We start from the raw sequence: 22,500 nt of genomic DNA, 5'->3' as shown, positions 1-22,500 counted from the left end.
GCCGGTCAGACGCCGAGATAAGTATGCAGCTTATCCATGTTGGCCGACAGATCGGCATTGGCGAAACCGTCGATGACCTTGCCGTGCTCGACCACGTAGTAGCGGTCGGCGACCGTCGAGGCGAAGCGGAAGTTCTGCTCGACCAGGAGGATCGTGAAGCCTTCCTTCTTCAGCCGCGCGATGGTGTGGCCGATCTGCTGGATGATGACTGGCGCGAGACCCTCGGTCGGCTCGTCCAGCATCAGGAAACTGGCGCCGGTGCGCAGAATGCGCGCGATCGCCAGCATCTGCTGCTCGCCGCCCGACAGCTTGGTGCCCTGGCTCTTCAGCCGCTCCCTCAGGTTCGGGAACAGCTCGAAGATCTGGTCGAGCGTGAGCCCGCCCGGCCGCACCACCGGCGGCAGCAGCAAGTTCTCGCGCACGTCGAGGCTGGCGAAGATGCCGCGCTCCTCCGGACACAGCGCGATGCCGAGCCGCGCGATCTTGTCGGAGGTCATGCGGATCAGCTCGCGCCCGTTGAACTGGACCGAGCCGGTGCGCTTGCCGATGATTCCCATGATCGACTTCAGGGTCGTGGTCTTGCCGGCACCGTTGCGCCCGAGCAGGGTGACGACCTCGCCGGCATTCACGTTGAAGTTCATGCCGTGGAGAATGTGGGATTCGCCGTACCAGCTCTCGAGATTCTTGACATCGAGAATGGTGCTGGTCACAGCGCCAGCGGTGGGCGTCTTGGCCGTCATCACCTCAGGCATGTCCGGCCCCCAGATAGGCTTCCTTGACGCGCTCGTCCTTGGCGAGTTCCGAATACGGCCCTTCCGTCAGTACCTGGCCGCGCGTGAGCACGGTGATGGTGTCGGAGAGGTTGGCGACGACGCTGAGATTATGCTCGACCATCAGGATCGTGTATTTGGCGGAGATGCGCTTGATCAGCGCGGCGATCTTGTCGATGTCCTCGTGGCCCATGCCGGCCATCGGCTCGTCCAGCAGCATCATCTCCGGATCGAGCGCCAGCGTGGTCGCGATCTCCAACGCACGCTTGCGCCCATACGGCATCTCGACCGCCGGAATGTTGGCGAACTCGCTGAGGCCCACGTCGTTGAGAAGCTCCAGCGCCCGGTTGTTGAAGCGGTTCAGAACGCTCTTGGAGCGCCAGAAATCGAACGACGAGCCATGCTGGCGCTGCAGGGCGACGCGGACGTTCTCCAGCGCCGTCATATGCGGAAACACCGCCGAGATCTGGAACGAGCGGACCAGGCCAAGACGCGCCACGTCGGCGGGCGCCGTCGCCGTAATATCCTGACCCTTATAGAGAATCTTGCCGGCCGACGGCCGCAGGAACTTGGTCAGAAGGTTGAAGCACGTCGTCTTGCCGGCCCCGTTCGGGCCAATCAGCGCATGAATGGTGCCCCGGCGGATCTTGAGCGAAACATCGCGAACGGCAAAAAATCCCGCGAATTCCTTCGTCAATCCGTGGGTCTCGAGAATGAACTCGTCAGCCAAAGATTCCCCCCAAGCCGGCGCCTTCAGCGCCTGGCCCTCGCTTCTTCCTGTACGGCGGCTCTGCCGGACGACTGGACGATTCCTCGCCGCCACCCGCGACCGCTTCGCGCCGGAATATGCCGTCAATCGAGGGAGTTAGGCAAGGCGGAAAGCTGGGCAACGACGTCGCAAGGCGACCGACGCACCTTGCGTTGAAATCGCCTGCAATTTCCCGCTGACATAGAAAATCATACCACCGGCATTTTCCCACACGCGCGCGCTGCCAAAGCGGCGGCGCGGCCCGCGAGACGGCGCAGCGATGATCGTCTCCAACTACTTCGCGGCCTTCAGGTCCTTTGCATAGAGATCCGGCTTGAAGCCCACCACGCGGCGGCCGCCGAGATCGAGCACCGGGCGTTTGATCATCGAAGGCTGCGCCAGCATGAGCGCGATCGCCTTGCTCTCGGTGAGTCCGTCCTTGTCCGCGTCGGGCAATTTCTTGAACGTCGTGCCGGCGCGATTGAGCAGCACCTCCCAGCCGAGCTCGTCGCTCCATGCCTTGAGTTTAGCCTTGTCGATTCCGGCGGTCTTGTAGTCGTGGAATTGGTAAGCGACGCCGTGATCGTCGAGCCAGGCGCGCGCCTTCTTCATCGTGTCGCAGTTCTTGATTCCGTAGATCGTGATGCTCATGCCACGCGTCCTCAAACAATCGTGTCCGACCGCGGCGGATGTCCCACGTTGCGACAATCGGCCGTGCATTTTGCCGTGCGATTCACCCGCTTTTGATGCGGCGGACGCCACTCGTTCCGCGGTCGGAATTCACTCCGACCTTTGCCACGAAACTGTCGGCTGAGCATTACATTTTCTTCGCATCCCCGGCGTATCTGGCCCACGAACAGGAGACCGCGAATGGGCAAGATCATGGTACGTTGTCCGCAGACCGGCCGTAGCATCGAGACAGGGATGGAAATGGACGCCGCGCGCTTTCAGCGCATGCCCGTGTTCTTCTCGCGTGCCTACTGCCCGCACTGCCGCATCTACCATGAATGGTTCGCCGCCCATGCCTGGGTCGAGGAGTCGCGTGAGCGTATCGCGCTGGCTTGACCGCACTCAAGTTGACGGATGCTGGCCGCCACGCATCTCCACCCGACATCAAGACAGCAGAGCAGCGATATCCTCCTCCGTCAGCGCCTTGCCGATATTGCCCTCGCGATCGAACAGTGAATCAGCCAGCGCCTGCTTGCGCAGCTTGAGCTCACCGATCTTCTCCTCGATCGTCCCGGCCGTCACCAGGCGATAGACGAAGACCTTCTTGTCCTGGCCGATGCGATGCGCCCGGTCGATCGCCTGCGCCTCGACGGCAGGATTCCACCAGGGATCGTAGATGATGACGGTATCGGCTGCCGTCAGGTTGAGGCCGACTCCGCCGGCCTTCAGGCTGATCAGGAACACCGGGCTGTCTCCCCTCTGAAACGCCTCGATCGGCCGCTTGCGATCGCGGGTGTCGCCCGTGAGCAGCTCGTAGGCGATGTCAGCCGCCTCGAAACGCTCCTCGATCAGGGAGAGCATCGAGGTGAACTGCGAGAAGATGATGATCTTGCGCCCCTCGCTGAGCAGTTCCTCGACCATCTCAATCAGCCGGTCCAACTTGGCCGAGGGGCGCTCGACCTTGTCGTCGAGCTTCACCAGCCGCGGGTCGCAGCAGACCTGGCGCAGCCGCAGCAGCGCTTCGAGCACGACGATGTGGCTGCGCGCGAGACCACGTTCGTCAAGGGCTTTGCGCACCTTCTTCGCCATGGCCGCGCGGATCGAATCATAGAGATCGCGCTGCTTGCCGTCGATCGCGACGGTCTCCACGATGTCGACCTTGGCCGGCAGCTCGGACGCAACCTCCTCCTTGGTCCGCCGCAGCAGGAACGGCTTGACGCGGCGGGTCAGCGCCGCCGCCCGCATCGCATTGCCTTCTTTCTCGATGGGCGTGCGCCAGTTGCGCGTGAACGCGGTCTTGTCGCCGAGATAGCCGGGGTTGACGAAGCTCATGATCGACCAGAGCTCGCCGAGATGGTTCTCCATCGGAGTGCCCGTCAGGCAGAAGCGGTGGCTGGCCTTGATCGCATTGAGCCAGCGCGTCGTGGCGGCATTGGGATTCTTGATGGTCTGCGCCTCGTCGAGAATGGCCATGTGCCAGTCCCGTCCCAGGATGAGCTCATGGTCGCGCGCGATCAGCGGATAGGTGGTGAGCACGACGTCGTGCTCCGAAATCTGCGCGATCAGCTCCTTGCGAGCGGCGCCGTGGAACACCAGGACCTTCAGGTCAGGAACGAACTTGCTTGCCTCGTTGAACCAGTTCGTCATCAGGCTGGTCGGCGCGACGATGAGCACGGGCCTCGCCAGCGCGCCGCGCGCCTTCTCGAGCGCGAGCAGGGCCAGCACCTGGACGGTCTTGCCGAGGCCCATGTCATCGGCCAGCACGCCGCCGAGGTTGGCCTGCCGCAGGAGATCGAGCCAGGCGACGCCCTGCCGCTGATAGGGGCGCAACGTGGCGGTGAAGCCGGCCGGCAGCTTCAATTCATCCGGCCGATGCTGCCGCACCAGATCCGCGAGCCGGCGCAGATCATCGGGGCCCTTGAATGCGCCCGGATCGTGCGCCAGCAGCGGCACGAGCTGCGCACGAGACAGCTTGAGCTTGCCCGACGCATCCAAGCCGCCGCCGCTCAGCCGCATCGTCTGCAGCGCCAGCAGAACCGGCAGGAAGCGGCCGGCCGCCAGCGCCAGGTGCCGTCCGTCGGGCAGCGGCACATACATGTGCTTGGCTTCGGCATCGGCTTCGGACAGCGCATCGAGAATGCCGGGCTGCGCGAGCAGCCGCGCCAGCAGCTCGGCCAAGTCATGCGGCCGGCCATCGATGTCGATCTTGAAGCCAAACTCGAACCAGTCGATTCCGGAGCCCTCGATCTCCATGTCGACGAGACCGGAGGACTCCGCCAGCCGGTACGGAAAGTCGTCATCGATGCGGATCTCGAACCCCTGCTCGCGCAACGCATCGAGCTCGAGATGCACGAATTGCAGCCAGCGGCCTTCGTCCTCGAAGGTCAGATCGTCCGCGTGACCGCCGAAGCTGTAGGTCTGGACCTTTCTGAGTGGAACCAGGCCGAGCTCGCTCAGCCGTTTGGACGACTTTCGTTCGTCCGCCTTGGCGCGGGTGACGAGATGCACCCGGCCGTCTTGGAACGCCTCCACCTCATTGCCACCGCTGTCGGGCTCGATCTCGATCGGACCGTAACGGAAGCCCGCGCGGACCACGCCGAGTGGAAGCCCGCTGGTGTGGACGCCGCGAAAGCCATAGCCCGGATAGGGTCCGCGGCGCAGATGCAGGATGGGCGTCGGCTTGGCCTCGATCTCGACGACCTCGGTCGGCCGCGACGGCAGAAGGGCGCTATCCAGCGAGGGCAGCCGCTGGCTGAGATGTCGGGAGACCTCGCCGATCAGCGCCTTCGGCAGCGTTGGCGCACTCAGCAATTGGTACGCCGTTCGCGGCTCGATCCCCGGATCGACCTCCCCGACGATGCCGCGTGTCTCCTCGGCATAGACAGGCGGCTCGGCATGCAGAGCAAGCACGCCGTCGACCACGAGCCTTGCGCCGATGCCTTTCAGGCCGACCGGCTGCCATTCGATGCGGCCATCGCGCTTGTCGCCCCAGCGCAGCAGCGGCCCGGCATGATCGCGCCAATACGCCCGGCCGGTCTCGACGATTCGCTTCAGCAGCGCGGCAGAGCCGATCCGGAACGCCCATTGTCCGTCGAGATAGACTTGATGTCCGAGCCGCGCTGTGATGTCGATATCGCTGTCGCGGTAGAATGCCGGCGCCCGCCCGGCGCCTCCCCGCACTTGATCGACTTTCGAGAACACGTCGGCGAAGCTGTCGTCCTTGCGCAGCCGGACCGACCACAGCCGGACGACCGGATAGGCAGCGCCTCCGGACTCGGAATGGGGCTGCACGCCATAGATCAACCTCTGCCTCACCTCGGGAGGATAGGTGTCGCCACGGCTGACCGTGCCGATCTTGTCCAGCCAGGCGGCGATCTCCGGCGGCAGCACCAGCGGGCTCGCCTTCCTCGCCGTCTTTGCCGGTGTCCTCAGGTCCACGTCGTCCTCGAGGGACGGCTCGATCGCTTCCAGCAGCACCGCCGCGACGTGCTTGCAGTTGTGCTGCATCGGGCAGGTACATCTCCCGGAGACATCCAAACGACCGTGCTTATCCCGGGCCAGCTCGATCTCGACCTCGTACGGCCAGGATTGCGATCCCTGCACCGAGGCCGCCAGCTCCCGGCCGTCCTCGCTGATCTCGAGATCGAGAACGCCTCCGCGAAGCTGCAGGTGCTCCGCCTTCTGAAAGGCAGCATGGCTGAAGAAGGAGCGGATGGCCTGGGGCTTTTTGAAAGGAAGCGGCATTGCATGGAGACCTGACGCACGCGATCGCGCGTCCCACGGATCGATGTACCATGATCCGGGCGGCAGCATCGCGCCGCCCCTTCTAGCCTGGGGATATCTCCGGCGAGGCGCTCAGTGGCTCACTCGTCCTTCGGGTCGCTCTGCAGCGGCTTGTTGGAATCGCCTAGCATCAGGCAGGGGTACAATTCCGTGAACTTGAAATCTGCCTCGCCGGCGGCGCGATCGAAGCGCAGCACGACGTCGAACCGCTTGCCCGACCAATGGGGCGGCAATTGCCCGGCGTTGCTCACCGGCAGACGCGGCAGGATATCGGAGATGATTGCCTTGTGCTCCCACGCCACCAGCGCGGTGCCGGACAGCGCCAGCAAGGCTTCGACCAGCCCAGCCTCCTCTCCCTTCGCGAACGACGTATCCGGCTTGGCGAGACCGACGCGCGCAGCCAATTCGAGTACCGTCTCATAGGGCCGGCGGCTCGGGTCGGAGCCGTCCTTGCTGCTGTCGGGATCGGCGGCGTAGATCGCCTGCGGCGTCGGATAGGACGCGCCGCCCAAGCCGCTGCCGAACAGCGCCGTCCAGGCCCCTGCCCGCTCCCAGCCGAAGATGACCAGCGACTTCGAATCCGGCTTGCCCTCGTGGGTCAGGCCCGGACCTGTCGCGTCGCCGTCAGGCTTCTCGGCATGACGGATGATCAGCAGCGTCAGCGCGTTCATCGGCAACCTCTCAGGTGGCATCATACGGCCGCCAAACGGAATTGCCACTTGAGATTGCAATCGTGGGACCGCATCATGAGATCTTTCCAACCAGGATTCATTTCAGATGAGCATTGGACCGGCTCTGGGATGCCTGGACGCGCAAGCAGCAGCGGCTCAAGCTTCCCTACCTGCCGCAGGGCGCCGACCTGAAGACGTTCTCCGACGAACCGTTCCTGTTCTACGCCGATGGCAAAGGCGGCTATGTCGGACCGAGCAAAGCGGGCGACTACATATCGACCGATCGCTTCGACTACGACTATGCGCCGGGCTTCGGTGAGGACATCGTCAATCCGCCCGCGGTCGCCTCGGCGCCGCAGGCCAAGCCGCAGCAGGGCTCGGTCAAGGCCAATGTGGGCACGGTGAGGATCCCCGGCGATGCGCTCGACGCGCATCTGGCGGCAGCGCGGCCGCAGCCGCTGATGGCGCAGATCACGCTGCCCCGCCCGAGCGGCTATTCGACTGTGCGCGAGTTCGACGTCCTGGTGAACGCGCCCGCCAACGTCACCAAGGTCACGGCTGACAGCCCATATTATGCAGGCACCATCGCCTTCTTCGGATCGATGATGCCGGGCATGGCCATGACCGTGGATGCGACCTTCGCGGTGCCGCTGCCGACCAAGCGGGAGGCCTTCTCCGCCCTGCGGGCCGCGCCCAACCAGCCCCTGAGCATCCGCGTCGTGCGCTCGGGCGGCGTCGGCACTGCGCCGACGCTGAAAGCGCTCTCGGTCGGACCGCTGCGCCCATGAACGGGAGGCGCGCCGCGCTGCGGGCCTGCGCCATGCTGCTATGTGCCGTGCTGCGGCCGGCCTCGTCCTTGGCGGCGGAGCCGTTCAGAGCCATCGATCTGGTCCTGCCGCGGCCATTGGATGCGAGCGACGCTCCAGTCGTCGAGATCAGCCTGGGCGCACTGGGGCGAGGCCAGGAGGTGACGGTGACGACGGCGTCCGGGATGCCGCTCGGGACCATCTCGCCATTCGGCCTTCGCACTGGTGCGGAGGCCGGCACCTACGCGCTTCCGGTGCCGAAGGAGGCGATCAAGAGTGGACGGCTGTCGATCCGTCTCAGCATCAGCCAACCCGGCGGCAGCCGCGCGCCGACGCCGCAGGAGGTTCGCGGCGTCACGCTCAAGCTCGTTCCACGGCCGTGATCCGTCGTCGCGGCCGCAAGCGCGCTGGGCTCAGATCGTCCCGCTCCGCGCACGTTCTGCACGCTGTTCGAACGGGCTGCTCATGCTGGGCTGTCCGATCCAGACGCGGTTGAGCAGCCGCGTGAACGGCGGACACGTCGTCCCCTCGATGCGCGCCATCGCCTCCTGATAAGGGCCGACGGTGCGCAATCTCTCCGGCAGCACCGCATAGGCGCGCGGCAACCAGACTCGAGCTCGCGCGGCGCTGCGGCGTTCGCGCTCGCCATAGGGCAGCGCGAACGCGAGCCGCAGCCGCTCCGGCAACATCTCGGCCGTCAGCGCCGTGAACCAGCGCGGCGGTGCGATCCGGGTCGCCTCGCCCGAGAAGATGCGCTGCGCGATGTCGCGCGCAGCCGTGCTGACCGTCAGCGTCTCCGATTCCATCATGTCGGCCGCATAGGCCTTGAAAGCCCCCCAGTCCGGCGGCAGCACCTCATGCGGAATCCCGAACAGACCGGCGAAGCGCATCGCCTCACGCCAATATTGCTCGCGCTCGTCATCGCCGAGCGGCGGACACAACAGGCCGTAGGACATCATCGCAGTCTCGACCAGGGTGGCATGGACCCAGCGCAGCGCGTCGACGTCGTTGGCGCGGTAGTGCGAGCCGGCGGCGAAGGGTCCGACCGTCTCAGGCATGACGCCGTCGACCGCGGCGTGACGCCGATACAACCGCCGCGCCACGGCAACCGCCTGCGCGCGCGTGCCGAACACCATGGTGTAGACGATGCCGAAGGTGCGGTGGAAACGGCCGAGCGGATCGGCGAACACCTTCGACTGCTCGGCAACGCCCGCCGCCACCCAGGGATGGGCGAGCTGCAACAGCAGCGCGCGGCCTGCGCCGAGAAACAGCGCGGCCTCGCGATGCACGCGCCACATCACGCTGTCGGACGGCAGCACGGCGTCGCCCGGCGTGGCCGGCGCGGACAGCAGCTCGGCCATGCAACGTTCGAAATCGGCCTCGCCGACGATCACGGCCGCTGCGGGATCTCCAGCCCGCGCTGTACCGCCGGCCGCGCCAGCCCGCGCTCGAGCCAGGCCGGAACATGCGCGAGCTCATCGAAGGCTGTGAGCTCGCGCGCGCCGTAGAAGCCGATCAGGTTGCGCACCCAGCCGAGCGTCGCGATGTCGGCGATGGTGTAGTCGGCGTCCATGATCCACTGCCGGCCATCGAGCCGCGCCTCGAGCACGCCGAGCAGCCGCCTGCTCTCCGCGACATAGCGCTGCAAAGGCCGCTTGTCCTCGTACTCGCGGCCGGCGAATTTGTGGAAGAAGCCGAGCTGCCCGAACATCGGACCGATGCCGCCCATCTGGAAATGCACCCACTGGATCGTCTGCCAGCGCCGCGCCGGATCGTTCGGCAGGAATTGTCCGGTCTTCTCGGCAAGGTACTGCAGGATTGCGCCGGATTCGAACAGCCCGAGCGGCTTGCCGCCGGGACCGTCGGGATCGATGATCGCGGGAATCTTGCCGTTCGGATTGAGCGAGAGGAATTCCGCGGTCTTCTGGTCGTCCTTGCCGAAATCGATCGTGTGCGGCTCGTAGGCCAGGCCGGTCTCCTCCAGCATGATCGAGACCTTCACGCCGTTCGGCGTCGGCAGCGAATAGAGCTGGATGCGGTCGGGATGCTGCGCCGGCCAGCGCGTCGTGATCGGGAAGCTGGAGAGATCGGACATCGTGGCTCTTGCTCGCTTTGTCGCTGAGGCCTCAATCTAAGCCCGTGAGCCGCCGCTGCAAGGTTCGATGCGGAACCGCATGCGGCCGACGGTCTTATGTTGCTGCATCGTGCAGAAAGCCAGCATGCCGAGCCCGACCTACCAGTTGATCATGCAGGCGATGATCACACGCCAGCAGGTGCTGTGCATGTATGGCGGCTTCGCCCGCGCGATCTGCCCGATCATCCTCGGCCACACCGCCGGCCGCGAGCGCGTGCTCGCGTTCCAGTTCGCGGGCGGCGCGAGCAGCGGCCTGCCGCCGGGCGGCCAATGGAAGTGCTTCGATGTCGCTGACATCAGCGAGGTCGAGCTGCGCCAGGGGCGCCGGCATTCGGGGCGCAGCCACCGCCAGCCGCAATACTGCGTCACCGACGTCGAGCTCGACGTCAATCCGAACAGCCCCTACGACCCGAAACGACCGATCGCGACGCCGCAGAGAGGTAAGCTTCGGCGGAAGCGCTGACGCTATTGCGGCTCGCGCAGACGCACGCGCAGCAGCGCCGGAAGCTTCGACGTGGCGTCATGCTGCGCGAGCTTCGCCGCGACCCGGCGCATCAGCGACGACGCGCCCTGCTTGGCAAACACCTTCATGCCGCGATAGCTGAAATCGACCACCACCTCATGATGGCGCATGCCCTTGCCGCCCTTGACCAGGCCAAGATCGCGCACCAGGCAATAATGCCCGTCGCTCATGCGTGCAAATCGGGTGTTCTCGAACATGCAGCGAAGCAATGCACCGAGTCGCAAATCCGTCAAGATTGACAGGAACGACTCATGAACTCAGCACATCGGCAACGCGTCGCCGCGGCGAGAAGGGCAGCGCCGGCCCGTAGCCGAAGCGCAGCACGAGATCCGGCCGCCGTGTCGTTCCGACCACGCGCGCCAGCTCTGGCCGCAACGCGGCCACTTCGACCGGCTGGTTGATAAAGGCGAGCTTCAGGCCCAGCCGCGTTGCTTCGAGCGCGAAGCGCTGGCACGCCTGCCCGGCCCTGATCCAATGCGAGGCATCGGCCTGCTCGGCGGTGAATACGGCGACACCGGCCGATGAGCGAATCTGCCGCGCGTATTTGTCGTTCTCCGATGCTGCATTGAAGAGCCGATCGAAGGCGAGGCCACCGAGCGCGGTCGGCAATGACGGGTTGCCGCTAGCAGCCGCGAACAGCCCGTCGCCGGTCTCGATCGCGCTGCGCGGATTGAACCGCAGCCAGCTCTTCAGTTCGCGCATGAACGCCGCATCGCGCATCTGCGCATCATTGCCGGCGACGACGAGATCGCGGATGGCGGCGATCGCGGTGGGAGCCGTGATGATCGCGAGATCGACGCCTGGCATGGTTGACGCGGCCTGCAGTGCGGCGAGATCGCCTGGCGGCACCGGTCGTCCGTCATACTCCGCGCGCGTCGACTGTCTGCGGACGATTGCCGCAAGCCGCGCGTCGTCATGCGCCGTGCCGTTCGTGAAGCTGTACCGGACCGTCCGGCCGTCGCTGCTGAGCTCGCCCGGACGGCCGCTCGCATCCGCGGCGATCGCGAGATTGACAGCCGCGCAGCCCAGGCTGACGAACAGATGATGGTCGTCCGGATCGACCACCGGCGTGCGGCGTGACGGATCGGGCATGATCTCGATCGCATCCTGCGCTACGCGAAAGCGCCAGGGCTGCGTGTTGTGGCTGTTGGCTGCAAGCGTCGCGTAGCGGATCACCGAAGTGATATCGGGCGACAGCGGCGCGCGCAGTCGGGCGCTATACGTCTCATAGTCGTGCATCGTCCCCGTGATCGCGCGCCAGGATGCAGCGCCGAGCATGGCGGCAGCAATCGCGCTCCCCGTTCCTAACAATACCGTTCGCCGGTTCATAGCAAACACGCCTGCATGTTCCGCTGCAATCGAGCCAAAGATGACAATACGCCGGCATCGCATCGGCGCGTTGTTGCAGATCAAGGCCGCCGCAGTCGGCAAAAAAGTTCGAAGACACGCTGTTGACAGCCCCAACAAAGCGGCGTATGTCCCGCGGCCTCGCGAGCGACTGCGCCCGCGACAAACATGAGCGAGACGATGTCCTTCGGCTACGAACACTTCATCCGCACGTCCAACGGCGTCATGCCGGTGGATGGCGCACGCCATGCTCGGGGGAGCGGTCTTGCTTGAGGCAAGATCAACAGTCCGCATCACACGGACCCTCCCGAGCCAGCCGCTCCGGAGGGTTTTTTGTTGCCCTCACGCGAGCGGCCTGCACGGCGAAACCAACGGAAGTCCCGGCTGTCAGCCGGAACGGGAGACCCGGATCCCGGGGCTCGCGCAGGTGATGCGCGTGCCCGAGCGCGCGGGGCCTGTCGGAGGGAACGAGGCGGCAACGCCGGACAGCGATGGCAGAGCGAGCTTCCTTGGAGCTCGCAACATGCGGCGCAAACGCGCGCCGCAGACAAGCTATTTGAATTCCCGGTCGTTCGCGGCCGGGAGCTGCTGGTGGTGAAGGTGTCGGCTCCTTCGTACCATTGGTGATGCGGGTTCGAATCCCGCCTATGGCGTCACGTACCGTGGAGGCGGCCATGCGAGGGCCGTCGAGTCGCGGGTTTCGGTTGTTCTTCTTTCGGATGACCTGCGTTGGCGTCATTGATCGCCGAGATCGCCTGTTCCCCAGCATGCCATCAACGCCACTCGGCGACCGCCGGGCGGCCAAGGCGGTGGTGAAGATGTCTGTTACTTCGTTGAAACCGAGCGCCCAAGCGGGCAGCAACAGCATCGCCCCTTCCCCGCCGAACGCATCCACGAGCCGTGGTGAAGACGGCTGTTACTTCGCCTTCCACGCCAGAGGTCGCGGGTTCGACTCCCGCCCGGCGCCATGCCGGTAGCTCAGAGGTCAGAGCGCTGTCCGGTCCATCGGCGACCGGGTCTCAGCCGTCGCCTGTTCCCGGCTCGTGATCCATCTCAACTGATCGTCTTCGAACAGGCGGTCAGATCGTTGCGGCGCAGACGTCTGCTGCGCCACCTTCTTCCACGTGCCGTGGTGAAGAGTGCTGATACTTCGATTGCTAATCGAGAGGTCGTGGGTTCGAGTCCCATCCGGCGTTCCATGCGCCGGTAGCTCAGTGGCAGAGCACTATCCGCTCCACGCGAGTGGAGCGGAGCTCAGCATTCGCCCGTTCCCGGCGCGTGGTCATCTGTGACGCGTGGTCTCCGCACGAGATCACGCGTGACGTCCCTTCCACCCGTCATCAACCAAGATCAACCCAGAGAGGAGGCCATCATGGTCAGGCTCAACAAGTTCCTGCGCGCCTTCACCCATGAGGGTGCGCCGTCCCGGCAGCTCGCGCCCGAGCAGGCACTGCAGCGTACGCTGCTGAGCTGCCTGCTGTGGGAGGACCAGTTCTACGAGGACGGCGTGTCGGTCGCCGAGCGCATCAAGGCGCTGGTGCCGCAGGTCGCGCCGCGCGAGGCGGCGCAGCTCGCGGTCCGCGCGCGCGAGGAGATGAAGCTGCGGCACGCGCCGCTGCTCGTCGCCCGCGAGATGGCGCGGCTGCCGGAGCACCGTGCGCTGGTCGCCGAGACGCTGGCGCGCATCATCCAGCGGCCGGACGAGATGACCGAGCTGCTCGCGATCTACTGGGCGGACTCGCTGGGTCCGCAGCAGCAGCGCAGGCGGCAGCCGGTGTCGGCGCAGGTCAAGAAGGGGCTGGCGAAGGCGTTCACGAAGTTCGACGCCTATCAGCTCGCGAAGTATGACCGCGAAGGACCGGTGCGGCTCCGCGACGTCCTGTTCCTGGTGCACGCCAAGCCCAGGGATGCCGCCCAGGAGGCGGTGTGGAAGCAGCTTGCCGCAAGCGAGCTGCCCTCGCCCGACACCTGGGAGGTCGCGCTGTCGAAGGGCGCGGACAAGCGCGCGAGCTTCGAGCGGCTGCTCGCCGAGAAGCGGCTCGGAGCGCTGGCGCTGTTGCGCAACCTGCGCCTGATGCGAGAGGTCGGGGTGCCGCGGGCAACCATCGCGGCCGCGATCGAGACGATGCGGACGGACAGGATCCTGCCGTATCGGTTCATCACGGCAGCGCGGCATGTGCTGGACTTCGAGCCCGAGCTCGAGCAGGCGATGCTGGGCGCGATCAAGGGCTACGCGCGGCTGCCAGGTCGCACGCGGCTCCTGATCGACGTCTCGGGATCGATGTTCGCGAAGCTGTCCGCGCAGTCAGAGATGACGCGCGCGGAGGCTGCGTGCGGGCTCGCGATCCTCGCCTGCGAGGTCTGCGACGAGGTGGAAATCTTCACATTCAGCGACAAGGTCGTGAAGGTGCCGCCGCGCCGTGGCTTTGCGCTGCGCGATGCGATCCTCGGGTCGCAGCCGCATTCCGGGACCTATCTCGGCCGTGCGGTCGGCGAGATCGACCGCAAGGGAGACCGCCTGATCGTCTTCACCGACGAGCAGAGCCACGATGCGGTGCCGTCGCCCAAGGCGCGCGGGACCATGGTCAACGTGGCGTCGTACCAGCACGGGGTCGGTTACGGACCCTGGACGCGGGTCGACGGCTTCTCCGAGGCCGTGATCGCCTGGATCGCGGCGCAGGAGGAGACGCTGCGAGGCGCCACCCTGCACTGACGACAACGGACCCGGACGCGTCACAGACGCGCCCGGGTCTCCTTCCCATGCTGCGCGGTTACGGCCGGCTCGATTGATCTCCTTGCGGAGCGCGCTTCAGGAGCGGCGCCACCGTTTCGATCTCGTCCGTCATCACGCCCCCAGCGAAGTTCTTGGGCAACCGGGCGATGTCGTCCGGCGAATCCAGTCCGGTGGAGAATGTCTCGCCATGATAGGCACCGACCACGAAGACGCTGCTTCCTCCTTGTGCCATGCGCTCGAGGAAACGGTCTGGCCAGCCCCAGAGCCACGGCGCGACATTGACCGGGACCAGCACCATCATGTTCCGGCATGCGGACGGCACCAGCCCCGTCCAGCCATATCCGATATATCGCAGCAGGCAGCTCTTCAGCATGCCGCGCGACATCACCTTCAGCCCCGGCTGCGCCGCCCTGAGCGCCGCGATCGGCGCATCGCCACCATACACCATCAGCCGCCCGCGTTGCGCAGCGTCGATCGGTGCAAGTGCCGCGGCAAGCAGCCGGCCTTCCGCCGGATCATTGCTCTTGACGTTGATCAGGAACGACTTGTCCGGAAAGGTCGCGAGCACCTCGTCCAGCGACGGCATCAGGCCGACGCCCTTGCCGCGGAATGGAAAGGTGCGCCCGCCATCGGCGGTGTAGCCATAACCGATGTCGAGCTGCCGCAACGCCGTCATCGCATGCGCGCGCGTGACGCCCTTGCCATCGGTGCGACAGTCGAGCGTCCAGTCATGGAACACCGCGAACTGGCCATCGGTGGTTGGGTGCACGTCGAATTCCACGATATCGGCGCCGGCCAGAAAGCTGGCGCGCATCGAGGCGATGGTGTTCTCGAGATACTCATGCGTCGGCGGCAGCATGCGCGCCGCAGTGCAGGTGTCAGAAGCCAGGCCGGTGCGATCGAATTGCTGCGACAAACCGCGATGAGCCAGAACAATCGCCTGTCCAGCAGTCTTCGACACCAGCAAGCTGGTGTTGTTGACGAACATGAAGCCGACGCACAGCAATGCCGTCACGCCGGCGCATTTCCAGAATCTGCTCATACCCCGCCAATTCCGTGACGATTCGAGCCGAATTGCGTCCATCCCTCGTGGGTGCAAAAGCTCTCCCGCGGGGATCACGCATTCTTGCATCCGGCACGCCGATCGCGAGCCTGCATCAGAACGGTCGTCGCCGAACTTCGGCTGGCTGCTGCAGGCGTCGTTGCGTCGTCCGCCACCAAGCCATTCATGTTCGCCGAAGACTGATTGTCGGAGCTTGCCGGACTCCTCGGCATTCCCCACGCAAATGCCCTCGACAGCTATCAATATCTCGCCAATGGCGAGGGCGCTTCCGGTGTTCTGACGCTCATCGGGCCCGATGGCGAAACCGAGATCCGCCTGCCCTGACGAGCTGGACCGGCGCGATCCGGCGAACTCATTTCGAGCTGACCCTGCGCGCACGGGCCGTTCAATGGCGTTCGAAGGACGGACGCAACTGTCGTGTCGCCATGCCCGGAACGATCTCCCGAGCAACGGAACTTGCCCGTCGGGCGACTCAAAGGGCGTGGATTCGCGCGGCGAGTCGCAGCCGCGACATCGGATCAGCCTCTCGCGGACTCACGCCGGAGATTTTTTCCGGCAACGCTCTCAATGCGTTCGCCGGTGTCAGTCAAACGCAGGCCAGATTTCCCTTTCGCTTTTTCGGAATCTATGAAACACTGCGCCTGTCCCGCCTCGCCATGAGGGGCGCTTCGCGATCGTCACGAACGTGGAGGCGGGATGCGATGGGCGCAGCTCTGCCGCAGCATGGTGTTGCCGTGCGGACGAACGGCAGGACGCGCCGGCGAAATCGTGTGGTCCTGGCCTCCCGATGCTGAGGTCAAGCCGGCTGAGATGATCAGCAGGCGACGGGGGCAACAAAGCCCGGTCCCCGAGGAGAGCACGTATAAGCCGGAAAACCGTTGCGCAGGGAAGGCCGGGATCGTCCGGCTGAGCCTGTGGTTCCTGCCCCGTGCACTTCTTCACGCACGGGGGCCGCGGGTATCAGCGGATACCCGGCCTTCCCTGCGCCCTCTGTTCAAAGAGGGACACCGTACGATCATCACCCGGGCGCGCAACGCGCCGCGGGATCGCGATGACATGCTGTTTGACATTCATATCAGAACGCCACGCGCATGACCCCTGCGCGTGAGCGTCACTTGCAGTCGTCGAGATGGACCAGCACCGCCGCGTTGGCGATGATGATGGCGTCGCTGCCGGCCTCGGCCGGAATCTCCAGCCCGCCTTTGACCGCGGTCACGGTCACCGTGCCATAGGGCAGCTCCTTGGCGACCGCGGCGGTGTCGACAGCCTCCGGATTGGGAACGCCGATGGTGACGTCGACGAGCATGTCCTGCGGCGTCTTGCCGACCATGCGGAAGAAGCCGAGGCTGGAATGGCGGATCGCGTCCGACACCGCGCGCCTGGCGGCCTTGGTGGCGTCGCGGCCATGGACGTCGACGCCCATGCCCATCTCGGTGATGCAGCGAATCCGCGTCATGTCAGGTTCCTCTCGGGTTGCGTTGTCGCTTGGCGCGCGACCTTAGCCGACGCCGCCGCCGACGCAACCCGCACGAAATCGACGGTGACGCGCGGCAAAATGGTCATCGGATGCGGGCATATATCGTGCATGATGCCGCTCTGCGCGGTGCCGAGAAAGGTCCTCGATATGACGTCCTCTTCCGCTCTCCCCATCCCGACGAACCCCGTGATCGACCGGGCCGCCGAGACTGATCGCGGCAGCCGCTGAGGAGAGCACCAATGGGTTTTTCACACACGCTGGGCGGCACGCGCTATCGGTTCGACGACCTCAGAACCTTGCTTGCGAAGGCAACGCCGTTGCGCTCGGGCGACGTCCTGGCAGGCCTCGCCGCGCAGGATGCCGCCGAACGCGTCGCGGCACGGATGGCGCTCGCCGAGCTGCCGCTGCGCCATTTCCTCAACGAAGCCGTCATTCCCTACGAGAGCGACGAGGTCACGCGGCTGATCGTCGACCAGCATGATGGCAAGGCGTTCTCCCCTATCGCAAGCCTCACGGTCGGCGCTTTCCGCGAATGGCTGCTGTCGGATGCGGCCGACGCAGATGCGCTCAGCGGCGTATCGCCGGGGCTGACGCCGGAGATGGTTGCTGCGGTCTGCAAGATCATGCGGCTGCAGGACCTGGTGACGGTCGCGGCGAAATGTGAGGTCGTGACGCGCTTCCGCTGCACCATCGGCCTGCCGGGCCGGATGTCGACGCGGCTGCAGCCCAACCACCCGCTCGACGATCTCAAGGGTGTCGCGGCCTCGATCCTCGACGGGCTGATGTACGGGGTCGGCGATGCAACGATCGGCATCAACCCGGCAAGCGACGACGTCGACACGATGGTACGGCTGCTCGACTTGATCGAGACCTTGCGGCTTGCCTCGCATGCACCGATCCAGTCCTGCGTGCTGGCGCATGTCACGACGGCGCTGAAGGCGATCGAGCGCCGCGCGCCGGTCGATCTCGTGTTCCAGTCGCTGGCCGGCAGCGAGGAGGCCAATCGCGGCTTCGGCATCACGCTGTCGCTGCTCGACGAGGCGCTCGCCGCGGCCGAAGGCCTGCAGCGCTGTCCCGTCGGTGGCAACGTGATGTATTTCGAGACCGGACAGGGCAGCGAGCTCTCCTCCGGCGGCCATTGCGGCGTCGACCAGCAGACCTTGGAAGCTCGCTGCTACGCGGTCGCGCGGCGCTATCGGCCGCTGCTCGTGAACACCGTGGTCGGCTTCATCGGTCCGGAATATCTCTACGACGGGAAGCAGATCATGCGCGCGGGCCTGGAGGACCATTTCTGCGGCAAGCTGCTGGGGCTGCCGATGGGCTGCGACGTCTGCTACACCAACCACGCAGAAGCCGACCAGGACGACATGGATGCGCTGCTGACCCTGCTGGGCGTCGCCGGCTGCACCTACATCATGGGTGTGCCGGGCGCTGACGACATCATGCTGAACTATCAAAGCACCTCGTTCCATGACGCGCTCTATGTGCGCAAGGTGCTTGGCAAGCGCGCGGCGCCGGAGTTCGAGGCCTGGCTCGCGGCCACCGGCCTCAGCGATGCCAAAGGCGAGCTGCGCTTCGAGCCGGCGCGGCTGATGCCGGCGCTGCCGCTGCTGGAGGCCAAGTGATGAGCGGCTCCGACGAGAGCAACTCGCCGGCAACTTCGTCATCGGACGATTGGCGCTGGCTGTCACGCTACACCGAGGCACGGATCGCGTTGGGACGCTGCGGTCCTGGCCTGCCGACGTCGGCACATCTCGGCTTCCAGGCTGCCCATGCCGAAGCGCGCGATGCCGTGCTGAAGCCGTTCGATGCCGAGCGCTTTGCGGCCGAGGTCACCGCGCGTGGCTGGCCGGCGCTTGCCGTGCACAGCCGCGCCGCCGATCGCGCGACCTATCTGCAGCGCCCCGACGCAGGCCGCCTGCTCTCGCCCACGTCGGAAGCGCTGCTGTCGGAGCCGCGCGCGCCGGCCGACATCGTGCTGGTGGTCGCCGATGGCCTGAGCAGCCGCGCGGTGCAGGTCAACGCCCTGCCCGTGCTCGATGCGCTGATGCCGCGCCTGGCTGCAACCGGCCGACGGCTGTCGCCGGTGATCGTTGCTTCGCAGGGCCGCGTCGCGCTCGCCGATCATGTTGGCGAGCTGTTCGGCGCGTCGGCCTCGATCATCCTGATCGGCGAGCGCCCGGGCCTGAGCGCCGCCGACTCGCTCGGCCTCTATCTGACCTGGATGCCGCGCCGCGGCCGCGTCGATTCCGAGCGCAACTGCATCTCCAATGTCCGCCAAAGCGGGCTCGCGCCGGCGGATGCGGCGAGACAAGCCGCCGAGCTGCTCGAACGCATGTTCCGTCACCAGGCTGCCGGCGTCAGCCTCGCCCGGCTGCCGCAGTTGCCGGCGCCGGATGGAGATGGCGCGTCATGATGCCGGCGCAGTCCGAAGCATCACACCGCGCAATAGCGGTCCTGGATATCCTTGTCGGCCAGCAGCGCCGCGGCGCTGCTCTCGTGCACGACCTCGCCCTGATCGATGATGACGGCGCGATCGGCGAGCCGCAGCGCCCATTCGACGTTCTGCTCGACCAGGAGCAGCGTCTTGCCCTGGTCGCGCAGCCGCCGGAACAGCACGCCCATCTCCTCGACCAGCACCGGCATGATGCCTTCGGAGGGCTCGTCGAGCAGAACCATCCGCGGCCGCGCGATCAAGGCCCGCGCGATCGCCAGCATCTGCTGCTCGCCGCCCGACAGCGTGACGCCCTCCTGATCCAGCCGCTCGTTCAATCGTGGAAAGGTCTCCGCGATCTCGGCGAACGCCGCGCGCTCCTCGATGTCGGCCTTGGCCGCGACGAGCCCGAGCCGCAGGTTCTCGCGCACCGAAAGCCCCGGCACGATGCGGCGCTCCTCCGGCACATAGGCCAGGCCGAGATGGAAGCGGCGATGCGCTGGCAACGGCAGCAGATCCTGCCCCGCGAAGCGCACGCGGCCCGCGGCCTTCGGCATCAGCCCCATGACGGTGCGCAATGTCGTGGTCTTGCCGGCGCCGTTGCGGCCGACCAGCGCGACCACCTCGCCCTCGTTCACGCGCAGCGAGATGCCGTGCAGGACGTGGCTGGCGCCATACCAGGCCTGAACGCCGTCGAGCTCGAGCAACGCGGTCTCAGCCATAGCCTTCACTCTGTCCCAGATAGACCCGGCGCACGTCGGGGTTGGATCGGATGTCCTCAGGCTTGCCATCGGCGAGCAGCCGGCCGTGATGCAGCACCAGCACTCGCTGGCTCAGGCCCAGCACCATCTTCATCTTGTGCTCGACCAGCAGCACCGTGCGCTTCTCCGCCAGCCGCTCCAACAGCGCGACCATCTCCTTGGTCTCTTCCGGCCCCATGCCCGCGGTCGGCTCGTCCAGCAGCAGCAGCTCCGGCTCGGACACCAGCGCGATCGCGATCTCCAGCGCGCGCTGCTGGCCATGGGCCAGATACTTCGCAAGCTCGCCGCGCCTGCCGATCAGGCCGACGGCGGAGAGCGCCGCATCGGCGCGTTCGCCGAGCTCGGCAAGATCGGCGCGCTTGCGCCAGATGTCGTAGCTCACCCGCATCGCCTGGGCGGCGACCCGGACATTCTCGTGGACCGACAGGTCGGGAAAGATGTTGGTGATCTGGTACGATCGCGAGATGCCCTGATGTACGAAGCGATGCTGTGGCAGGCCGTTCAGCTCGCGGCCCTTGAAGCGCAAGGTGCCGCTGCTCGGCGACAGCGTGCCCGAGAGGATGTTGAAGAAGGTGCTCTTGCCGGCCCCGTTCGGGCCGATGATCGAGGTCAGCTCGCCGGCCGCGAACGCGACGGAGATCCCTTCCAGCGCAACGAAGCCGCCGAAGCGACGGCCGATCCCGTCGGCGCGCAACAGCTCGGTGCTCATCGCCGCTCCCTCGCGATTGGCAGCGCGTCCAGGAACGTGCCCCAGATGCCCTTGGGCAGGAACAGCACGAACACGACAAAGATGGCGCCGACCACGATCTGCCAGTGCGGCGTCCACAACGACACGACGTCCTCCAGGATCAGGAAGACCGCGGCCCCGACGAACGGCCCGAAGAAGCTGCGGGCGCCACCAAGCAGCACCATCATCACGATCATGCCGGAGGTCTGGTAGTGCAGGATGTCGAGCGGAACGATGGACAAATGCAGGGCCGACATGCAGCCGCCGACGGCGGAGATGGCGCCCGACAGCATGAACACGATCAGCTTGCAGCGCTCGACGTCGTAGCCGCACGCCCGCGCGCGCTGCTCATTCTCCCTGATCGCCTCGATGACCGCGCCGAACGGCGAGTTGAGGATGCGCGACTGAACCCAGATCGCGATCGCCGCGAGCGCCATCAGCACGTAATATTTGTTCACGGGATCGAGGAAGTTGATCTGCGCGCCGAACAGACCGATATGGTCGACCGTGAAGCCGCGCAGTCCGTTCTCGCCGCCGGTGAAGGAGGAGGCCTGCAGCGCCACGTAGTAGACGAGTTGCGCCAGCGCGAGCGTGACCATGGAGAAATAGATGCCGCGGGTTCGCGTCGAGATGGTTCCGATCAATGCGGCAAGCGCCGTGCTCGCCGCGATCGCCACCGGCACCGCGGCAAACCACGGCAGGCCCCAGCGACCGATAGCGATTCCGGTCAGATACGCGCCGGTGCCGAAGAATGCGGCGTGACCGAACGACAGCAGACCGGTGTAGCCGAACAGGAGATTGTAGCCCATCACCACGACGCCGTAGATCAGGACGTTCACGGCGAGCGCCTTCGACGGCAGCAGCCAGGGCAGCAGCGCCAGCGCGACCAGCGAGACCAGCACGCGGTGATCCGCGAGGAAAGCGAAGAGGCGCTGCGCCTGAGGGAGCGGCGGTGCTTCGCCGGTCGACTGCACCATCATCACGCTCTCCCCCTGAGGCCGAACAGGCCCTGCGGCCGGATCAGCAGGACCGCGGCCATGAGCGCGAACATCACGATCGTGGCCATCTCGGGCGCGAACAGCGCGACCATGCTGATGCAGATCCCCACCATCAGTCCCGCGACCACGGCACCGACGATCGAGCCGAGGCCGCCGATCACGGTGACGACGAAGGCTTCCGCCAGCACCAGCGTTCCCATCTCGGGATTGACGCTGCGCATGGGTCCCGCCAGCACCCCGCCGAGCGCGGCAAGGCCGACGCCGAGGCCGAAGACCGCGAGCCATACCTTGCCGATGTCGACCCCGAGCACGCGCATGATCAGGGGATCACGGGCACCGGCACGGACAATCAGGCCGACCCGGGTCTTCTCCAGCATCAGCCAGAGCACCAGCAGCACGATGGCGACCAGCGCGATCACGAACAGACGATATTTGGGAAAGAAGCCGACGCCGAGATCGACGACGCCAATCAATTGGGACGGCGTTGGAAACGGAATGCCGTCGCTGCCGAACACGATGCGCACGCCCTCGACCAGGATGTAGCTGAGGCCGAAGGTGAGCAGCAATGGATCATCGATCGAGCGGCCATACAGACGTCGGACCAGGACGAATTCGATCAGCATGCCGAACGCGCCGACCAGAATTGGCGCGAGTAGCAAGCCCCACCAGAAGCTGCCGGTCAGCGATGCCAGATACAGACCGGCATAGGCCCCGATCATGAACAGCGCCCCATGGGCGAAATTGACCACGCCGAGCATGCCGAACACGATGGTGAGGCCGAGCGCAGTGATCACCAGCACCGCCCCAAGGGCGATGCCGGAAAACAGCTGCATGATGATCAGCGAGAGGTCCATG

The 22,500-nt window shown here is 66.0% G+C and carries 22 protein-coding genes and 2 tRNA genes; 9 read left to right on the top strand and 15 right to left on the bottom strand.

Annotation, left to right across the window (positions count from 1 at the left end; genetic code table 11):
- Positions 1-5: 5 nt before the first annotated feature.
- The 3 genes from QX124_RS30070 to QX124_RS30060 form a co-directional block, all read right to left on the bottom strand.
- Positions 6-752, bottom strand: coding sequence for an ABC transporter ATP-binding protein (locus QX124_RS30070; protein WP_315799114.1), 747 nt, complete (start codon positions 750-752; stop codon positions 6-8).
- The gene (locus QX124_RS30065) at positions 745-1,500 is read right to left on the bottom strand and encodes an ABC transporter ATP-binding protein (RefSeq protein WP_315739336.1); all 756 of its coding nucleotides are present in this window, start codon (positions 1,498-1,500) and stop codon (positions 745-747) included. Before QX124_RS30065 ends, QX124_RS30070 begins: the two co-directional genes overlap by 8 nt.
- Positions 1,501-1,812: 312 nt before the next feature.
- Positions 1,813-2,169 (bottom strand): ArsC family reductase, encoded by a 357-nt coding sequence (locus QX124_RS30060; RefSeq protein ID WP_315739334.1) that lies wholly within the window; start codon positions 2,167-2,169, stop codon positions 1,813-1,815.
- 219 nt (positions 2,170-2,388) lie between these two features.
- Here QX124_RS30060 and QX124_RS30055 point away from each other — a divergent pair, with 219 nt between their 5' ends.
- Entirely contained in the window at positions 2,389-2,583 is a 195-nt protein-coding gene (locus tag QX124_RS30055) for a hypothetical protein (protein ID WP_315780396.1), read from the top strand.
- A 48-nt stretch (positions 2,584-2,631) separates the two neighbouring features.
- On the opposite strand, the gene QX124_RS30050 is transcribed toward QX124_RS30055, so the two are convergent.
- On the bottom strand, positions 2,632-5,931 hold the full coding sequence (locus QX124_RS30050) for a DEAD/DEAH box helicase (RefSeq protein WP_315799113.1): 3,300 nt from the start codon (positions 5,929-5,931) through the stop codon (positions 2,632-2,634).
- Between the two features lie 119 nt (positions 5,932-6,050).
- Positions 6,051-6,641 carry a histidine phosphatase family protein gene (locus QX124_RS30045; protein WP_315777445.1) on the bottom strand — a complete coding sequence of 197 codons (591 nt, stop codon included), beginning with the start codon at positions 6,639-6,641 and terminating at the stop codon, positions 6,051-6,053.
- 113 nt (positions 6,642-6,754) lie between these two features.
- Here QX124_RS30045 and QX124_RS30040 point away from each other — a divergent pair, with 113 nt between their 5' ends.
- Together QX124_RS30040 and QX124_RS30035 are read left to right on the top strand one after the other, a co-directional pair.
- The gene (locus tag QX124_RS30040) at positions 6,755-7,429 is read left to right on the top strand and encodes a hypothetical protein (RefSeq protein ID WP_315799112.1); all 675 of its coding nucleotides are present in this window, start codon (positions 6,755-6,757) and stop codon (positions 7,427-7,429) included.
- Positions 7,426-7,830, top strand: coding sequence for a hypothetical protein (locus tag QX124_RS30035; protein WP_315799111.1), 405 nt, complete (start codon positions 7,426-7,428; stop codon positions 7,828-7,830). Before QX124_RS30040 ends, QX124_RS30035 begins: the two co-directional genes overlap by 4 nt.
- A 30-nt stretch (positions 7,831-7,860) precedes the next feature.
- Here the strand turns inward: QX124_RS30035 and QX124_RS30030 are convergent, their stop codons facing one another.
- Both QX124_RS30030 and QX124_RS30025 read right to left on the bottom strand, forming a co-directional pair.
- Positions 7,861-8,841, bottom strand: coding sequence for an oxygenase MpaB family protein (locus tag QX124_RS30030; RefSeq protein WP_315799110.1), 981 nt, complete (start codon positions 8,839-8,841; stop codon positions 7,861-7,863).
- Entirely contained in the window at positions 8,838-9,542 is a 705-nt protein-coding gene (locus tag QX124_RS30025; RefSeq protein WP_315799109.1) for a glutathione S-transferase N-terminal domain-containing protein, read from the bottom strand. Before QX124_RS30025 ends, QX124_RS30030 begins: the two co-directional genes overlap by 4 nt.
- A gap of 124 nt (positions 9,543-9,666) precedes the next feature.
- Here QX124_RS30025 and QX124_RS30020 point away from each other — a divergent pair, with 124 nt between their 5' ends.
- The gene (locus QX124_RS30020; RefSeq protein ID WP_315799108.1) at positions 9,667-10,044 is read left to right on the top strand and encodes a hypothetical protein; all 378 of its coding nucleotides are present in this window, start codon (positions 9,667-9,669) and stop codon (positions 10,042-10,044) included.
- A 2-nt stretch (positions 10,045-10,046) separates the two neighbouring features.
- Here the strand turns inward: QX124_RS30020 and QX124_RS30015 are convergent, their stop codons facing one another.
- Together QX124_RS30015 and QX124_RS30010 are read right to left on the bottom strand one after the other, a co-directional pair.
- Positions 10,047-10,274, bottom strand: a complete 228-nt coding sequence (locus tag QX124_RS30015) for a hypothetical protein (protein ID WP_315739326.1) — start codon at positions 10,272-10,274, stop codon at positions 10,047-10,049.
- 79 nt (positions 10,275-10,353) lie between these two features.
- Complete coding sequence (locus QX124_RS30010) at positions 10,354-11,433, bottom strand: Acg family FMN-binding oxidoreductase (protein WP_315799137.1); 1,080 nt, start codon at positions 11,431-11,433, stop codon at positions 10,354-10,356.
- Between the two features lie 1,140 nt (positions 11,434-12,573).
- On the opposite strand from QX124_RS30010, the gene QX124_RS30005 reads away from it, so the two are divergent.
- The 3 genes from QX124_RS30005 (at position 12,574) to QX124_RS29995 (ending at position 14,164) form a co-directional block, all read left to right on the top strand.
- Positions 12,574-12,650: transfer RNA gene (locus QX124_RS30005), tRNA-Ser, on the top strand.
- Position 12,651: 1 nt separating this feature from the next.
- Positions 12,652-12,730 (top strand) — tRNA-Trp (locus QX124_RS30000).
- Between the two features lie 93 nt (positions 12,731-12,823).
- Positions 12,824-14,164 (top strand): TROVE domain-containing protein, encoded by a 1,341-nt coding sequence (locus QX124_RS29995; protein WP_315799107.1) that lies wholly within the window; start codon positions 12,824-12,826, stop codon positions 14,162-14,164.
- A gap of 58 nt (positions 14,165-14,222) precedes the next feature.
- On the opposite strand, the gene QX124_RS29990 is transcribed toward QX124_RS29995, so the two are convergent.
- Complete coding sequence (locus QX124_RS29990; protein ID WP_315799136.1) at positions 14,223-15,227, bottom strand: glycerophosphodiester phosphodiesterase family protein; 1,005 nt, start codon at positions 15,225-15,227, stop codon at positions 14,223-14,225.
- Positions 15,228-16,359: 1,132 nt separating this feature from the next.
- Entirely contained in the window at positions 16,360-16,704 is a 345-nt protein-coding gene (locus QX124_RS29985) for a Lin0512 family protein (protein ID WP_315799106.1), read from the bottom strand.
- Positions 16,705-16,964: 260 nt separating this feature from the next.
- On the opposite strand from QX124_RS29985, the gene QX124_RS29980 reads away from it, so the two are divergent.
- Positions 16,965-18,350 carry an ethanolamine ammonia-lyase subunit EutB gene (locus QX124_RS29980; protein ID WP_315799105.1) on the top strand — a complete coding sequence of 462 codons (1,386 nt, stop codon included), beginning with the start codon at positions 16,965-16,967 and terminating at the stop codon, positions 18,348-18,350.
- Positions 18,350-19,141: an ethanolamine ammonia-lyase subunit EutC gene (gene eutC / locus QX124_RS29975; RefSeq protein WP_315799104.1), complete on the top strand. Its 792-nt coding sequence runs from the start codon at positions 18,350-18,352 to the stop codon at positions 19,139-19,141. Before QX124_RS29980 ends, eutC begins: the two co-directional genes overlap by 1 nt.
- A gap of 20 nt (positions 19,142-19,161) precedes the next feature.
- Here eutC and QX124_RS29970 read toward each other — a convergent pair whose 3' ends face one another.
- The 4 genes from QX124_RS29970 to QX124_RS29955 are packed head-to-tail and all read right to left on the bottom strand — an operon-like array spanning position 19,162 to position 22,499.
- On the bottom strand, positions 19,162-19,881 hold the full coding sequence (locus QX124_RS29970; protein ID WP_315799103.1) for an ABC transporter ATP-binding protein: 720 nt from the start codon (positions 19,879-19,881) through the stop codon (positions 19,162-19,164).
- Positions 19,874-20,629, bottom strand: a complete 756-nt coding sequence (locus QX124_RS29965; RefSeq protein WP_315739316.1) for an ABC transporter ATP-binding protein — start codon at positions 20,627-20,629, stop codon at positions 19,874-19,876. Before QX124_RS29965 ends, QX124_RS29970 begins: the two co-directional genes overlap by 8 nt.
- Complete coding sequence (locus tag QX124_RS29960) at positions 20,626-21,627, bottom strand: branched-chain amino acid ABC transporter permease (RefSeq protein ID WP_315799102.1); 1,002 nt, start codon at positions 21,625-21,627, stop codon at positions 20,626-20,628. Before QX124_RS29960 ends, QX124_RS29965 begins: the two co-directional genes overlap by 4 nt.
- Positions 21,627-22,499, bottom strand: a complete 873-nt coding sequence (locus QX124_RS29955; protein WP_315799101.1) for a branched-chain amino acid ABC transporter permease — start codon at positions 22,497-22,499, stop codon at positions 21,627-21,629. Before QX124_RS29955 ends, QX124_RS29960 begins: the two co-directional genes overlap by 1 nt.
- Position 22,500: the final 1 nt, after the last annotated feature.

The organism is Bradyrhizobium sp. SZCCHNRI3043 (assembly GCF_032377735.1).
Lineage (GTDB): Bacteria > Pseudomonadota > Alphaproteobacteria > Rhizobiales > Xanthobacteraceae > Bradyrhizobium.
Note: the sequence above shows the minus strand (reverse complement) of the source record. Positions and strands in the feature narration are given on the sequence as shown.

Coding starts and splice junctions, on each gene's coding strand:
- QX124_RS30035 (WP_315799111.1), top strand. CDS start 7,426: ATGAACGGGAGGCGCGCCGCGCTGCGGGCCTGCGCCATGCTGCTATGT.
- QX124_RS30025 (WP_315799109.1), bottom strand. CDS start 9,542: ATGTCCGATCTCTCCAGCTTCCCGATCACGACGCGCTGGCCGGCGCAG.
- QX124_RS30055 (WP_315780396.1), top strand. CDS start 2,389: ATGGGCAAGATCATGGTACGTTGTCCGCAGACCGGCCGTAGCATCGAG.
- QX124_RS29970 (WP_315799103.1), bottom strand. CDS start 19,881: ATGGCTGAGACCGCGTTGCTCGAGCTCGACGGCGTTCAGGCCTGGTAT.
- QX124_RS29990 (WP_315799136.1), bottom strand. CDS start 15,227: ATGAGCAGATTCTGGAAATGCGCCGGCGTGACGGCATTGCTGTGCGTC.
- QX124_RS30070 (WP_315799114.1), bottom strand. CDS start 752: ATGCCTGAGGTGATGACGGCCAAGACGCCCACCGCTGGCGCTGTGACC.
- QX124_RS29955 (WP_315799101.1), bottom strand. CDS start 22,499: ATGGACCTCTCGCTGATCATCATGCAGCTGTTTTCCGGCATCGCCCTT.
- eutC (WP_315799104.1), top strand. CDS start 18,350: ATGAGCGGCTCCGACGAGAGCAACTCGCCGGCAACTTCGTCATCGGAC.
- QX124_RS30010 (WP_315799137.1), bottom strand. CDS start 11,433: ATGAACCGGCGAACGGTATTGTTAGGAACGGGGAGCGCGATTGCTGCC.
- QX124_RS30020 (WP_315799108.1), top strand. CDS start 9,667: ATGCCGAGCCCGACCTACCAGTTGATCATGCAGGCGATGATCACACGC.
- QX124_RS29995 (WP_315799107.1), top strand. CDS start 12,824: ATGGTCAGGCTCAACAAGTTCCTGCGCGCCTTCACCCATGAGGGTGCG.
- QX124_RS30050 (WP_315799113.1), bottom strand. CDS start 5,931: ATGCCGCTTCCTTTCAAAAAGCCCCAGGCCATCCGCTCCTTCTTCAGC.
- QX124_RS30060 (WP_315739334.1), bottom strand. CDS start 2,169: ATGAGCATCACGATCTACGGAATCAAGAACTGCGACACGATGAAGAAG.
- QX124_RS30045 (WP_315777445.1), bottom strand. CDS start 6,641: ATGAACGCGCTGACGCTGCTGATCATCCGTCATGCCGAGAAGCCTGAC.
- QX124_RS29980 (WP_315799105.1), top strand. CDS start 16,965: ATGGGTTTTTCACACACGCTGGGCGGCACGCGCTATCGGTTCGACGAC.
- QX124_RS29960 (WP_315799102.1), bottom strand. CDS start 21,627: ATGATGGTGCAGTCGACCGGCGAAGCACCGCCGCTCCCTCAGGCGCAG.
- QX124_RS29985 (WP_315799106.1), bottom strand. CDS start 16,704: ATGACGCGGATTCGCTGCATCACCGAGATGGGCATGGGCGTCGACGTC.
- QX124_RS29965 (WP_315739316.1), bottom strand. CDS start 20,629: ATGAGCACCGAGCTGTTGCGCGCCGACGGGATCGGCCGTCGCTTCGGC.
- QX124_RS30015 (WP_315739326.1), bottom strand. CDS start 10,274: ATGAGCGACGGGCATTATTGCCTGGTGCGCGATCTTGGCCTGGTCAAG.